Raw genomic sequence first — 13,597 nt, forward strand, 5'->3', positions numbered from 1 at the left:
GTGAACGCCCGATTCACCGGTTCGGATCGCAGCGTCCCGGTTCGATCAGCGCGCTGCCGCACGGCTCGTTCCCGTGTGCGCGCAGCACCTCGGCCCCGATATCGGCGGTCAGGTAGTGCAGGAAGCTCGCCGCCAGGGAGTCGCCGGGCGGGTCACCGTTGCTGTAGGCGTACTCCACGCCCCAGAACGGATACGAGCGATCGATGGCCCGCTGCCGGTCGGCGGCCACCCCGTCGACGGTGACGATCCGCATATCGGCCTTGCGGGCCTCGGAGAGTTCGCTGTAGCCGATGGCACCGGGAATCTCGGCGACGGCCTTGTGCATATCCTTCGTCACCGGGACGTCGCAGTAGGTGCCCGCGGTGTCCTTGATCGCCGTACAGCTCCGGTGCGGACGTTCGGTCCGGCCACCGCCGAGCATTCTGCGCTCGAACAGTGCGCGAGTCCCCGAGCCGGGCGTGCGATCCACCAGCACCACGGGCAGGTCCGGTCCGCCGATCTGACTCCACCTGGTGATCCTGCCCTGGAACAGGTCGTCGATCTGTTTCGCGGTCAGATCGGTGATGCCGAGATCCTTGTGCACGATCACGGTGAACATCGACAGCGCGAGCGGGCGGGCGAGCAGCGCTGGATAGCCGGGCCCCTTGGCGCCGTCGCTGATGGTGATCAGCGACGGGTCGGGGCCCGCCTCGGTCACGCGGTCCAGTCCGCGTTCGGTACCGGCGAAATCGAAGACGAATTCGGCCCCGGTGCAACGCTTCCCGTATTGGGTGGCGGCGTCGCGGATCACCGGCTCGAAAGCGGAGGAACCGACGACGGTCAGTTTTCCGGACGCGCAGTCGAGCGGATCGGGCCGCGGCTCGACCTGGGCGACGACGAACTGCACCACGATCACCAGCACCAGGAAGGCCATCAGCGCCAGCATCACCCGTGATACCCCGGTGCGGCTCCGCGTCTCGGTGACGCGTCCGCGCCTGATCCCGCCGAGCAGTACCGGATCGGGATATTCGCCGCTGCCCTCCGAACGTTGCAGAATCGCGAGCACCTTGTAGTGATCGCCGCGATTCAACGGCACCTTGGGCAGATCGATCACGCCGATGTGCCCGCCGGTGTCCTCACGGACGCCGATCCCGGAATTGGGCCCGAGGGAGTCGGCCAGATCCTGATCGCTCAGTTCGGTGACCGCCATACCGACCACCCGTCGCTGCGGAAACCGCAGGTGCAATCCGACCCGGGCGACCGGGGCCAGATAGTCGGCGGCCTCGATCGTCGACGTCCCGCTGTTCTCGATCCGCACCAGCACGATCGACAGATCGCGCATGTGCGCACCGGCATCGCGGCGCAGCTGCGTCAGCACCCCGGGAAATACCGCTTCGACCTCGCCGGTGACCGGCGTGTCCATCTGCACGCGATAGCCGAGCCTGCGTCGTCCGCCGATCACGAACTCCCACAGGAAAGCGGCGACCGGTATCGCGATACCGATCAGCGCCAGTATCGTGTCGACCGGAAAATCTCCCACCGACGGTTCCCTCCCCCGAAATTATTGCCACGCGAACTCGACTACCCCCGCGTGCCAACCATTTTCGAGCGGATTCGGCTACCCACCCGGTGGCGGTGCCAGTGTTCGGCGACTGTTCACGTCCGGTCAACCGGCGTCGGCGCGCGTCCAGGCGATCAGTCGCTCCACCGGCCAGGTGTTGATCACCCGATCGGGTGCGATGCCGTTGGCCAGCGCGCGCTCACAGCCGTACCCCTGCCAATCCAATTGCCCCGGCGCGTGCGCGTCGGTGTCGACGGAGAAGAAACACCCCATCTCGACGGCGAGCCGAATGAGCCGCGACGGCGGATCGCGGCGTTCCGGGCGGCAGTTGACCTCGACGGCGGTGCCGTACTGCCTGCACGCCTCGAACACCACTTCGGCGTCGAAACTCGACTCCGGCCGCGTCCCGCGACCGCCCTCGACCAAACGTCCCGTGCAATGACCCAGCACGTCGACATTCGGATTCGCGACCGCGTAGACCATCCGCTTGGTCATGACCGCGGCATCGGCCCGCAGGTGCGAATGCACACTCGCCACCACGATATCGAGTTCGGCCAGCAGATCGGCGCGCTGATCCAGGGTGCCGTCGTCGAGGATGTCGACCTCGATCCCGGTCAGTATCCGAAACGGCGCGACCCGCTCGTTCAGTTCGGCGATCACATCCAGTTGGCGGCGCAGCCGATCCGCCGACAGGCCGTTGGCCACCGTGAGCCGGGGCGAATGATCGGTCAGCGCGCAGTATTCGTGCCCGAGCGCGGCGGCGACGCCCATCATCTCCTCGATCGGGCTGCCACCGTCGGACCAGTCCGAATGGGTGTGCAGATCACCGCGCAGCGCAGCGCGCATCGATCGGCCCTCGAGACCGATGGGAGTCGCGGCATCGCGCAATTCGGTCAGGTAGACGGGCACCGCGCCGGAATACGCCTGCTCGATGACCGCGGCGGTCTTGGGCCCGATCCCCGCGACCTCCTGCCAGCTGTGCGCGGCCCGGTGCGTCTCACGATCGTCGGAGGACAGACCGGCGACGATATCGGCGGCCCGCCGATACGCCTTCACCCGATGCGTCTGCGCGCGGGCGCGTTCGAGCCAGAAACCGATTTCGCGCAGCGCCTCCACCGGGCCCGGCGCCGCGGCCGGGCTCGGTGTGGCCGACGACTCCGGTCCGGCCACCGCGACTATCGAATCTTGCTGTACTTGATGAAGGCCACCCCGTCCTCGAAGACCCGGCTGGTGATCACCCGGTACCGGGTGATGTCCGGCAGCCTGGTCCCCACACCGAACAGCGGCTTACCGTGCCCGAGCACTATCGGATACAGCTTGAGGTAGATCTGATCGATTTCCGGCAGCAGCGCCTGCGCCAGCTCCCCGCCGCCGCACAGCCAGATTCCGAGGCCGGGCTCCCGTTTGAGTTCGCGCACCGTCGCCAGCGGATCCCGCGCGATCAGCTCGACCGCGGGATCGGGATTCTCCGGCAACGTCGTGGACACCACGAACTGCCGCAGATGGGCGTACGGACTCGACGTGCCGGTACGCACGCCGAAATCGTGCGTCTTGCGACCCATCAGCACCGTGTCGAAGCTGGCGTTGCGTTTGTCGATCCCCCGCGCCTCGCGCACCTTGGTCGGCAGCGTCTCGGGATACTGCGCGGTGATCGCCGGACCGTGGTCGCCCCCGACCGGGAAGAAGTCGACCGCTCCGTCCTCGGTGGCGATGAATCCGTCGATCGTGGATGCGACGTAATACGTGAGCTTGCGCATAAATCCTTCCTCCAACGACCGGACCGATATCCCGACCGCCTGAGGAAACGGTAGCTCGCTCGGCTCAGCGGTGGTGAGGCTTGCGCTGGCAGCGCGGGCAGGAGTAGGAAGACCGGCTCATGAATCGCTCGCGCACGATCGGGGCGCCGCAGCGGCGGCACGGTTCGTCCTCGCGGCCGTATACGGCCAGTGAGCGCTCGAAATAGCCGGATTGCCCGTTGACGTTCACGTAGAGCGCGTCGAAGGAGGTGCCGCCCGCCTCCAGCGCGTCGCCCATCACGGCGCCGACCTCGGTGAGCAGAGTGCGCAAGGCGGGGCGCGTCAGCCCGGAGGCCGGACGATTGCCGTGGATGCGAGCGCGCCACAGCGACTCGTCGGCGTAGATGTTTCCCACCCCCGAGATCACGGTCTGATCCAACAGCACCCGCTTGATCTCGGTGTTCTTGGCGCGCAGCGCGGCGACGGCCGCTTCCTGATCGAACAGCGGATCGAGGGGGTCACGCGCGATATGGGCGACCGACTCCGGCAGCAGCGATCCACCCACCTCGACCAGCGGGGCCAGCGCCCAGCCGCCGAAGGTGCGCTGGTCGACGAAACGCAATTCGGCGCCGTCGTGCAGGGCCGCGCGGATATGCGCGTGCTTCTCCACCGGCGCGACGGCGGGCTGCACCAGCATCTGCCCGCTCATACCCAGGTGCACGACCAGCGCGGTATCGGGTTCGTCGAAGGTGAGCCAGAGGTATTTGCCGCGACGTTGCGCGGATTCCACGCGCAGACCGGTCAGCCTGGCCGCGAGATCCGCGGCGCCTTCGGGGTGGCGGCGTACCGACCGGGGATGGGTCACCGTCACCGATTCCACGGTGCGGCCGACCACATGTGTGGCGAGTCCGCGCCGCACCACCTCGACCTCGGGAAGTTCGGGCACGTCAGGCGTCTGCGGTCAGCGCCCGATAGGCGGCGCCCGCCGCCTTCTGCTCGGCTTCCTTCTTCGAGCGACCGACGCCCTGCCCGTAGTAGGCACCGCCGATCACCGTCGTCGCCGTGAATTCCTTGTCGTGGTCGGGGCCCGTCGAGGTGATCTCGTAGCTGGGCACACCGATACCGCGTTCGGCGGTGAGCTCCTGGAGGCTGGTCTTCCAGTCCAGGCCCGCGCCCATCCGCGGTCCGCGTTCGAGCAGATCGGCGAACAGGCGCAGCACCACTTCGCGCGCCACGCCGATACCGTGCTCGAGGTGCACGGCGCCGAGCAGCGATTCCATGCCGTCGGCGAGGATGCTCGGCTTGTCCCGGCCGCCGGTGAGCTCTTCGCCCTTGCCCAGCAGCAGGTGCACACCGAGACCGCCTTCGCCGAGACCCCGCGCGACCTCGGCCAACGCGTGCATGTTGACCACGCTGGCACGCAACTTCGCCAGCTCACCCTCGGACTTGTGCGGGTGCTCGTGGTAGAGCCGCTCGGTGATGCTCAGGCCGAGCACCGAGTCGCCCAGGAATTCCAGGCGCTCGTTGGTCGGCAATCCGCCGTTCTCGTAGGCGTAGGACCGGTGAGTGAGGGCGAGCCGCAGTAGATCCGGCCCCACCTCGACACCGAGTGCCTCGAGCAGGCTCACGTGTTCACCGGCCGAACCGGCTTCGTCCTCGCTGACGGCCACGTCGATACGAATGATCGAACTGTCAGACAGCGGAGGTGACCTGACGGCCCTTGTACGTGCCGCAGGAAGGGCACGCGATATGCGGCAGGGTCTTCTCACCGCAGGCGCGGTTCGGGCAGGTGATCAGGGTCGGCGCGGTGGCCTTCCACTGGCTGCGCCGCGACCTGGTGTTGGAACGGGACATCCGGCGCTTGGGAACGGCCACGACTACTTCTCCTCTGTCCTGTGTGCATGCCATGGCGGTGTTCGCCACGGCGGCTGACTGGTGTTGCTACTGATGGTCCGGCTCGGCCGCGCCCGCATCGGGGCCGGCGCTGCCGGACGATTCGGGGGCGAATTTCGCCAGCCCGGCCCAGCGAGGGTCAAGTATCTCATGCCCGTGATCGGAACCCGCAATCGCCATCCTGACACCGCATTCCGGGCAGAGCCCGGCGCATTCCGGCGTGCACAGCGGCTGCAACGGCAGTTCCAGACCGAGCTGGTCGATGATCACCGGCTCGAGATCGACGGTGTCGTCGACCAGGCGGTAGACCTCGTCGTCCTCGGTGGTCTGCTCGGTGGCGCTGTCCGGGTAGGCGAACAGTTCGGTGAGGTACAGCTCCTGCGAATCCGTGAACGGCTCCAGGCAGCGCGAGCACTCCCCCGCCGTCGGCGCGGTGACCGTTCCGGTGACGAGCACGCCCTCCGAGACCGCCTGCAAACGCAGGTCGAGTTCGACCTCGGCGCCCTCGGGCACCGCGATCATCTCCAGCCCGAGCCGATCGGCGGTGACCGCCGTCCTCCGGAGTTCTTTCATGGTGCCGGGCCGCCGACCGAGGCTGCGGACATCCAGCACGAATGCCGCGTCCGGCTCGCGGCGCTGGGCCGCGTGCGAACGCGATGTGGAACCGGAACCGGCGGGCATCACGAACTCACTCACGATCGAAGGGGTATGGGCAACCACTCGACAATACGCGAGGTGACCCGGGCGAATCAAAACGCCCCCGGGCGGGCTACCGGCGGAAATCGCTCGCGTAGTCGGGTGAGCCCGTGCCGGAACGCAACTGGTGCCTGCCCCGGCCCACCGTGCGCAGCGTCGTGCTGAGCGTCTCCTCCAGATCGGCCAGCGTCGAGTCGACGTAGTGGTCGCATTCGTCGCGCATCCGGTCCGCCTCTTCCTGTGCGCCGTCGATGAGGCGCGCCGATTCGGCGTGGGCGGCGCGCACCACCTCGGTCTGGGCGACCAACCTGGCCTGTTCGGCCTTGCCCTCGGCCACCGAGCGCTCGAAGGAGGCTTTACCGGCCTCGATCACGCGATCGGCCTCGGCGCCCGCCCGCCCGGTGACGGCCTCGAATTCGGCGTTGCCCTCCGCGACAACGCGATCGGCCTCGGTCTGGGCGGAATTCACCAGGTGATCGGCATGCGCGCTCGCCTCGGCGACCATGCGATCGGCGTGCGCCTTGGCATCGGCCAGCATCCGGTCGGCTTCCTCGCGGGCCGAGCCGATGGTCTGCTCGGCCTGCTCGTTGGCGCCGGTGACCGTGGATTCGGCCGCGTTGCGGGCGTCGGAGACGATCTTGTCGCGATGATCGAGGACGTCCTGGGCGTCGTCCAGCTCACCCGGTAGCGCGTCGCGCACGTCGTCGAGCAGCTCCAGCACATCACCTCGCGGCACGATGCAACTCCGGGTCGGCGGTATGCCACGCGCCTCCTCGACGATGGCCACCAACTCGTCCAGCGCTTCGAATACGCGATACATGCTGACTACCCCGCTCTCGTACAGGCCTTCGGGCGAAACATTCCGCCGAGCCCAGTGTGCCCCTCATCACGGCCCGTGCCGAGTCACTTTCCGGCGTGTCACCGCCAGTGTCTCGCAGACCACACAAAATCAAGTGGAGACCACCTCTCCGCTTCGTGTTACATTTTTACCGAGGGAGATCTCGACAAGATCTTCATAAGAGAAGTACAGGCCCCGACCGGAACCGTGGGACTGAGAGGAGGCCGACGGTCGGATCAACCCCTCCCCTATACCGATTGACCAGTTCGCGTTTGCATTGGATCCTTGACGTGCACGACGAACGGAACACCCGGTGGCGGGAAGGAAGCGATGACCATCGCCGTTGTTCCAATCGAAGGCAGAGTGTGGATCGGATAGACCATGACCGTTCTGGAAGTACCGCGGACACCGATGTTGCCCGCCGGCATGTACACACCGTGGGTGGGGCCCAACACGGTCCTGGACACGGCGCCGGTGACGCGTCGCATCGGTCGGATCGCCGGATACCTGCGCGGTGATCGGACTTTCGCCCAGCTGATCCGGTTCGCGGCGGTCGGGGGATCGAGCAATATCACCTACGTCCTGCTGTTCTTCGCCATGCACGGCGTCGGTCCGCTGCTCGCGAACGTTGCGGGTTCGATCGTGAGCACCGTCATCGCCAACGAACTGCACCGTCAGCTCACCTTCCACGCCGCCGGTCGCGTCGGCTGGTTCACCGCGCAGTGGGAGGGCGGCGGTCTGGCACTGGTCGGACTCGGCATCTCCACCGCGGGACTCGCCGCCCTGGAAGTGTGGGCGCCCGGCCTGGGCGGCAGCATGCAGGCGGCCGCCGTACTCGCCATCACCGCCGCGGTCGGCGGTATGCGCTTCCTGGCTCTGCGCGGCCTGGTCTTCTGAGCGCCGCTTTTCGAACCGACAGATCCGCCCCGGCTCCGTGATCAGGAGCCGGGGCGGATCCGTGTCCGACGCAACCTATCCCCTGTTCCGTTCGGCCAGCCGTGCCAGTAGCCGCTTGTGCACCAGCGGCGGCAGCATGTCGGTGACATCGCCGCCGTAGGACGCGACCTCTTTGACAAGGGAACTGGACAGATAGCTGAACGAGGGGTTGGTGGCGATGAAGAAGGTGTCCACCCCGGACAGCTTCTTGTTCATCTGCGCCATCTGCAGTTCGTAGCCGAAATCGCCCGCGTCGCGCAGACCCTTGATGATGGCGCCGATCCCCTGTTCCCGCGCGAAATCCACGAGCAGGCCCTGCCAGGACTCCACCCGCAGGTTGGGCAGATCCGATGTCGCCTCGCGCAACATCTCCATCCGCTCCTCGACCGTGAACATCCCCTGTTTCTTGGGATTGATCATGACGGTCACCACGACCTCGTCGAATTGTGCCGACGCCCTGGCGAATACGTCGATATGTCCGTTGGTCACCGGATCGAAGGATCCGGGGCACAGTGCTCCAGCCATGGGCCGACCGTAGCAGCCGCGAGGCCGCCCGCGCCCCCGCCACTTCCGAGGCAGACGGGTCGCCGACGCCGAGACGGGCGGGACACGACGTCGCTGTCGTGTACGCCGCCCGATAGCCGCGCGGGTCGCCTGTTACGAGCCGGGGGTGAAAACGCCGAAGTTGTTGCCGGACGGGTCAAGGATGTGGGCGAAGACGAGTCCGTCCTTCGCGGTGGTCGGCGGGACCAGGACCTTGCCGCCGTACCCCTCGGCGGCGGCGACCGTGGCCGCGACATCGCGGACCAGAACGACGAACGTGGCGTGATTGGCGCTCGCGTCGGGGGAATGCATGATCCCGCCGCTCGGTCCCTGGCCGCCGGGGTAGGTGATGAGGTCGTATCCGTCGGTGTTCGGATCCGGGGTGAAATTCCACCCGAACAGATCACCGTAGAACTTGCCAACCTCGGCGGGCTTGTCGCTGCCGATCTGGAACCAGGCGACCGTGTTCTCCGCGGGCTGTGTCATCTCGCTCCTCCTGGAGTGTGGATGTGTGGATGCTGACGTGCCCGTTCACCATCTCCCGCTCCGGCGACAACCCTATGTCGGTGTTTCCGAGCCGAATCCACCGATTCAGAAGCCGACCGCGCGCACGACACGGTCGGGCGGCGCGGCGGCGGTGGGGTCGAGCAGGCGGCGCGGGAACGGCGAGTCGGTCATCGTCACCGCGCGGATCCGATCGAGGCGGAAACACCGCGAGTTGTCGCGCAATCTGCACCAGGCCACCAGATACCAGCCGTTGACGCCGTCGACGAACGCCATCGGCTCGACCTCGCGCGCGCTGTGCGCTTCGAACCGGTCGATGTAGTCGATGCGCAACACCCGCCCGATCTCGATGGCGTGCTCGATCACCGCCGGAATCTGCTCGGCGGGTGGCTGGTCGGGCCGTTCCACGCGCCGCACACACGCCACCAGATCACGCGCGGCCTCGGCGTCGGTTTCCCGCATCACGGCCAGGATCTTGCGCAGCGCACTGCGCCCGGCGTCGGCGAACGGCGTGGCACGACTGTTGTCCAGCGCCACCGCGAGGGCGACGGCCTCGGCCGGGGTGAAATTGAGCGGCGGCAGCGACATGCTCTTGTCCAGCGCGTAGCCGCCGCGCCTGCCGACATCGGCGTAGACCGGAATACCGGCCTGCTGGAGTGCGGTGATATCCCTTTCGATGGTGCGGATACTCACCTCGTACCGCTGCGCCAGTTCCCGCGCGGTGCGCAACCGTGGCGCGACGGCCCTGAGTTCTTCGACGATGGCGTACAACCGATCCGTGCGGTTCACGCGCACACGGTAGCCCCCGGCACTGACAGATTCGGTGTGCTCAGACCGCCGGATCGTATTCCGCGAGTTCGATCCGCGTCTCGCCGTATTTGCGCGCCTTCGACGCGATATACCCGGTGGGCCACCCTATTTCGGGCGAACGAACCGAGCGTTCGACGACGACAAGCGCGCCCGCCGCCAGCCACCCTCTCGCCGCCAGCGCGGTGAGGTCGGCGACGACGGCCGCGGTGTCCACGTCGTAGGGCGGATCCGACAGCACCAGATCGAACGGGCCCGCACCGCCCTGTTCGAGAACGGCGGCGACGGTCCCTACCCGCAAGTCCGCGCCCGGCAGACCGAGGTCTGCGATATTGCCGCGCACGATCGTCGCGGCTCTGCGGTCGGATTCGACCAGCAGCGCCAGCGCCGCCCCGCGCGAGAGCGCTTCCAGTCCGAGCGCACCCGACCCCGCATAGAGGTCGAGCACCCGGACGCCGTCGAAATCGATTCTGGCGTCGAGTGCGCTGAAGAGCGCCTCGCGCACCCGGTCGGAGGTGGGCCGGGTACCCGACGGCGGCACCCGCAGGCGCCGCCCGCCCGCCGAACCGGCGACGATCCGTGTCATTCGCTCGCGGACTCCGGTACCGACACCTCGATGAGCAGATCGCCGCCTTCGACCTGCTGGACCTTGCCGATCGCCACGCGGGTGACCGTGCCCGAACGCGGTGCGGTGATCGCGGCTTCCATCTTCATGGCCTCGATGGTGGCGATGGTGTCACCCGCGCCGATGGCGTCGCCTTCGGAGACCGACAGCGTGACCACGCCCGCGAACGGGGCCGCGACATGTTTCGGATTGGTCTTGTCGGCCTTCTCCGCCGCCGGGACCTCGCTGGAAATGGAACGATCACGCACCGCGACCGGACGCAACTGCCCGTTCATGATGCACATGACCGTGCGCATGCCGCGTTCGTCGGGTTCGGAGATCGCCTCCAACCCGATGAGCAGGGTGACGCCCTTCTCCAACTGCACCCGATGTTCCTCCCCGCGACGCAGCCCGTAGAAGAACTGGTTGGCCGACAGGCCCATCGTGTTGCCGTACTTCTCCCGATGCGCCAGGAACTCCGAAGTCGGGCCGGGGAACAGCAGACGGTTCAACGTCGCGCGCCGCTGTTCGGAAGTGCCCGCGAGCCCGGCTTCGTCGGTCGGGGTCAGCGAGGTCTCGGGTTTGGCCGGTCCGCGTCCTTCCAGCGCGCGGGTGCGGAAGGGTTCGGGCCAACCCCCGGGTGGGGTGCCGAGTTCGCCGCGCAGGAACCCGATCACCGAGTCCGGGATGTCGTAACGGCCCGGGTCGGTGGCGAAGTCCTCGACCTCGACGCCGGTACCCACCAACGCCAACGCCAGATCACCGACCACCTTCGAGGACGGGGTCACCTTCACCAACCGGCCCAGGAGCCGGTCCGCGGCAGCGTACTTGGCTTCGACTTCCTCGAACCGGTCACCGAGCCCGAGCGCGATGGCCTGTTGACGCAGGTTCGACAGCTGACCACCGGGAATCTCGTGGGTGTACACACGCCCGGTCGGCGCCGGGAGCCCGGACTCGAACGGCGCGTAGACCTTGCGCAACGCCTCCCAATACGGTTCCAGATCGCACACGTTCTGCAAGTTCAACCCGGTGTCGAACTCGCTGTGCGCGGCCGCGGCCACGATCGCCGAGAGCGCGGGTTGGCTCGTGGTGCCCGCCATCGCCGCACTCGCGCCGTCGACCGCGTCCGCACCGGCCTGCCACGCCGCCAGATACGTCGCCAACTGCCCACCGGGAGTGTCGTGGGTGTGCACGTGGACCGGCAGGTCGAAATTACTGCGCAGCGCCGTGACCAGGGTCGCCGCGGCGGGGGCACGCAACAATCCGGCCATATCCTTGATCGCGAGCACATGCGCGCCCGCGTCCACGATCTGCTCGGCCAACTTCAAGTAGTAATCCAACGTGTACAGGGTCTCGTTCGGATTCGACAGATCCCCGGTATAGGACAGCGCGACCTCGGCGATCGTCGTACCGGTCTCACGCACCGCGTCGATGGCCGGACGCATCTGATCGACATTGTTGAGCGCGTCGAAGATCCGGAAGATATCGATACCCGTCGCCGCCGCCTCGGACACGAACGCGCGAGTCACCTGCTCCGGATACGGGGTGTAACCCACCGTGTTACGGCCACGAAGCAGCATCTGCAAACAAATGTTGGGGACCGCCTCGCGTAACGCCGCCAACCGCTCCCACGGATCCTCGTAGAGGAACCGCAACCCCACGTCATAGGTCGCGCCACCCCACGCCTCGATCGACAACAGTTCCGGCGTCAGGCGGGCCACGTGCCCGGCCACGCCCAACAATCCGTTGGTGCGGACCCGGGTCGCCAGCAGCGACTGGTGCGCGTCCCGGAACGTGGTGTCGGTGACTCCGACCGCCTTCTGCTCGCGCAACGCCCGCGCGAAACCCTCAGGCCCCGACGCCAGCAACCGCTGCCGCGAACCGTCCGGCGGCGCGACCTTCAGATCGATCGCGGGCAGCTTGTCGTGCGGATACACCGTCGTCGGACGCTCACCGTGCGGCTTGTTCACCGTCACATCGGCCAGGTAGGTCAGGATCTTGGTGCCACGATCCGCCGAACCGCGCAGGGTCAGCAGTTGCGGACGTTCGTCGATGAACGAGGTGGTGACCCGGCCCTCGCGGAAATCCGGGTCCTCCAGAACCGCTTGCAGGAACGGGATATTCGTCGTCACACCGCGGATACGGAATTCGGCCAGCGCCCGCGCCGCACGAGCGATCGCCGCTTCCAGATCGCGACCGCGACAGGTCAGCTTGACCAGCATCGAATCGAAGTACGCGCCGATCTCCGCGCCCAGGTTCGCGCCGCCGTCCAGGCGGATACCCGCACCGCCCGGGGTGCGGTAAGCGGTGATACGCCCGGTGTCGGGCCGGAACCCGTTGGCCGGGTCCTCGGTCGTGATCCGGCACTGCAACGCCGCACCACGAATCGTCACGGTGTCCTGACTCAAACCCAGATCCGCCAGCGACTCCCCCGCCGCGATCCGCAACTGCGACTGCACCAGATCCACATCGGTGATCTCCTCGGTCACCGTGTGCTCGACCTGGATCCGCGGATTCATCTCGATGAACACATGATTACCGCGCTCGTCGAGCAGGAACTCGACCGTGCCCGCACACGAATAACCGATCTCACGAGCGAAAGCCACCGCGTCCGCACAGATCCGCTCCCGCAACACCGGATCCAGATTCGGGGCCGGGGCGAGCTCGATCACCTTCTGATGACGCCGCTGCACCGAGCAGTCCCGCTCGAACAGATGCATCACATTGCCGTGCTGATCGGCCAGGATCTGCACCTCGATATGACGCGGGTTCACCACCGCCTGCTCCAGGAACACCGTCGGATCACCGAACGCCGACTCCGCCTCACGCGACGCCGCCTCGATCGACTCACGCAACTGCTCGGGCTCGGCTACCCGCCGCATCCCGCGACCACCGCCACCGGCCACCGCCTTGACGAAGATCGGATACTCCAACTCCGAAGACGCGGCCAGCAACTCCTCGATATCGGCCGAGGGCGCGCTCGACGCCAACACCGGAAGCCCCGCCGCCCTGGCCGCCTCGATCGCGCGCGCCTTGTTACCCGCCAACTCCAACACCTCGGCCGACGGGCCGATGAAGGTGATGCCTTCCCTGGCACAGGCCGCGGCCAGATCCGGATTCTCCGACAAGAACCCGTAACCCGGATAGATGGCGTCCGCGCCCGCGGTCTTGGCCGCACCGATGATCGCCTCGATCGAGAGATAGGTACGGACCGGATGGCCCTTCTCCCCGATCTGGTAGGACTCCGCCGCCTTCAACCGGTGGACCGAATTACGGTCCTCGTACGGGAAGACCGCGACGGTCCCGATGCCGAGTTCATACGCCGCACGGAAGGCACGGATGGCGATCTCGCCGCGATTGGCAACCAAGACTTTCGAGAACATTGGCTTAAGGTACCCGCCCCGGAGGCGGCTGCCGACAGGGAAGTGCCCTTCGCAGAAATCTTCACAACAGAACTAGCACGGTTGCGAAGTTGTGTTCATCGTACGGTCACATGCTGC

General features: G+C 67.1%; 14 protein-coding genes. 1 reads left to right on the forward strand and 13 read right to left on the reverse strand.

Annotated elements, in window-relative coordinates:
* Positions 1 to 13: 13 nt before the first annotated feature.
* The 8 genes from JZ792_RS15750 to JZ792_RS15785 form a co-directional block, all read right to left on the reverse strand.
* The gene (locus JZ792_RS15750; RefSeq protein ID WP_216911211.1) at positions 14 to 1,519 is read right to left on the reverse strand and encodes a PstS family phosphate ABC transporter substrate-binding protein; all 1,506 of its coding nucleotides are present in this window, start codon (positions 1,517 to 1,519) and stop codon (positions 14 to 16) included.
* 126 nt (positions 1,520 to 1,645) lie between these two features.
* Positions 1,646 to 2,710 carry a PHP domain-containing protein gene (locus JZ792_RS15755; protein ID WP_216911212.1) on the reverse strand — a complete coding sequence of 355 codons (1,065 nt, stop codon included), beginning with the start codon at positions 2,708 to 2,710 and terminating at the stop codon, positions 1,646 to 1,648.
* Positions 2,711 to 2,715: 5 nt separating this feature from the next.
* Positions 2,716 to 3,297, reverse strand: coding sequence for a dihydrofolate reductase family protein (locus tag JZ792_RS15760; protein ID WP_109529676.1), 582 nt, complete (start codon positions 3,295 to 3,297; stop codon positions 2,716 to 2,718).
* A 64-nt stretch (positions 3,298 to 3,361) separates the two neighbouring features.
* Positions 3,362 to 4,222, reverse strand: coding sequence for a bifunctional DNA-formamidopyrimidine glycosylase/DNA-(apurinic or apyrimidinic site) lyase (gene mutM, locus JZ792_RS15765; RefSeq protein WP_216911213.1), 861 nt, complete (start codon positions 4,220 to 4,222; stop codon positions 3,362 to 3,364).
* Between the two features lies 1 nt (position 4,223).
* Positions 4,224 to 4,946 carry a ribonuclease III gene (gene rnc, locus JZ792_RS15770; RefSeq protein WP_216911214.1) on the reverse strand — a complete coding sequence of 241 codons (723 nt, stop codon included), beginning with the start codon at positions 4,944 to 4,946 and terminating at the stop codon, positions 4,224 to 4,226.
* A gap of 22 nt (positions 4,947 to 4,968) precedes the next feature.
* On the reverse strand, positions 4,969 to 5,151 hold the full coding sequence (rpmF, locus tag JZ792_RS15775) for a 50S ribosomal protein L32 (protein ID WP_109529679.1): 183 nt from the start codon (positions 5,149 to 5,151) through the stop codon (positions 4,969 to 4,971).
* Positions 5,152 to 5,217: 66 nt separating this feature from the next.
* Positions 5,218 to 5,850 (reverse strand): YceD family protein, encoded by a 633-nt coding sequence (locus JZ792_RS15780; protein WP_216911244.1) that lies wholly within the window; start codon positions 5,848 to 5,850, stop codon positions 5,218 to 5,220.
* 88 nt (positions 5,851 to 5,938) lie between these two features.
* Positions 5,939 to 6,685 carry a DivIVA domain-containing protein gene (locus JZ792_RS15785; protein WP_216911215.1) on the reverse strand — a complete coding sequence of 249 codons (747 nt, stop codon included), beginning with the start codon at positions 6,683 to 6,685 and terminating at the stop codon, positions 5,939 to 5,941.
* A gap of 399 nt (positions 6,686 to 7,084) precedes the next feature.
* Here JZ792_RS15785 and JZ792_RS15790 point away from each other — a divergent pair, with 399 nt between their 5' ends.
* Positions 7,085 to 7,600 (forward strand): GtrA family protein, encoded by a 516-nt coding sequence (locus JZ792_RS15790; protein WP_216911216.1) that lies wholly within the window; start codon positions 7,085 to 7,087, stop codon positions 7,598 to 7,600.
* Between the two features lie 75 nt (positions 7,601 to 7,675).
* Here the strand turns inward: JZ792_RS15790 and coaD are convergent, their stop codons facing one another.
* The 5 genes from coaD to JZ792_RS15815 all read right to left on the reverse strand — a co-directional run bounded on the left by coaD (position 7,676) and on the right by JZ792_RS15815 (position 13,480).
* On the reverse strand, positions 7,676 to 8,164 hold the full coding sequence (coaD, locus tag JZ792_RS15795; protein WP_216911217.1) for a pantetheine-phosphate adenylyltransferase: 489 nt from the start codon (positions 8,162 to 8,164) through the stop codon (positions 7,676 to 7,678).
* 132 nt (positions 8,165 to 8,296) lie between these two features.
* Entirely contained in the window at positions 8,297 to 8,668 is a 372-nt protein-coding gene (locus JZ792_RS15800; protein WP_216911218.1) for a VOC family protein, read from the reverse strand.
* Between the two features lie 105 nt (positions 8,669 to 8,773).
* Positions 8,774 to 9,475, reverse strand: coding sequence for a helix-turn-helix transcriptional regulator (locus tag JZ792_RS15805; RefSeq protein WP_216911219.1), 702 nt, complete (start codon positions 9,473 to 9,475; stop codon positions 8,774 to 8,776).
* 40 nt (positions 9,476 to 9,515) lie between these two features.
* The gene (rsmD, locus tag JZ792_RS15810; RefSeq protein ID WP_216911220.1) at positions 9,516 to 10,079 is read right to left on the reverse strand and encodes a 16S rRNA (guanine(966)-N(2))-methyltransferase RsmD; all 564 of its coding nucleotides are present in this window, start codon (positions 10,077 to 10,079) and stop codon (positions 9,516 to 9,518) included.
* Positions 10,076 to 13,480: a pyruvate carboxylase gene (locus JZ792_RS15815; RefSeq protein WP_216911221.1), complete on the reverse strand. Its 3,405-nt coding sequence runs from the start codon at positions 13,478 to 13,480 to the stop codon at positions 10,076 to 10,078. The genes rsmD and JZ792_RS15815 overlap by 4 nt, the downstream gene beginning before the upstream one ends.
* Between the last annotated feature and the right edge of the window lie 117 nt (positions 13,481 to 13,597).

It is taken from the genome of Nocardia noduli, assembly GCF_019038455.1.
Taxonomy (GTDB): Bacteria; Actinomycetota; Actinomycetes; order Mycobacteriales; family Mycobacteriaceae; genus Nocardia; species Nocardia noduli.

Excerpts from the sequence above, each read along its gene's own strand:
- JZ792_RS15800 (WP_216911218.1), bottom strand. The coding sequence starts at position 8,668 with ATGACACAGCCCGCGGAGAACACGGTCGCCTGGTTCCAGATCGGCAGC.
- coaD (WP_216911217.1), bottom strand. The coding sequence starts at position 8,164 with ATGGCTGGAGCACTGTGCCCCGGATCCTTCGATCCGGTGACCAACGGA.
- JZ792_RS15760 (WP_109529676.1), bottom strand. The coding sequence starts at position 3,297 with ATGCGCAAGCTCACGTATTACGTCGCATCCACGATCGACGGATTCATC.
- JZ792_RS15790 (WP_216911216.1), top strand. The coding sequence starts at position 7,085 with ATGACCGTTCTGGAAGTACCGCGGACACCGATGTTGCCCGCCGGCATG.
- JZ792_RS15780 (WP_216911244.1), bottom strand. The coding sequence starts at position 5,850 with ATGCCCGCCGGTTCCGGTTCCACATCGCGTTCGCACGCGGCCCAGCGC.
- JZ792_RS15785 (WP_216911215.1), bottom strand. The coding sequence starts at position 6,685 with ATGTATCGCGTATTCGAAGCGCTGGACGAGTTGGTGGCCATCGTCGAG.
- JZ792_RS15815 (WP_216911221.1), bottom strand. The coding sequence starts at position 13,480 with ATGTTCTCGAAAGTCTTGGTTGCCAATCGCGGCGAGATCGCCATCCGT.
- rsmD (WP_216911220.1), bottom strand. The coding sequence starts at position 10,079 with ATGACACGGATCGTCGCCGGTTCGGCGGGCGGGCGGCGCCTGCGGGTG.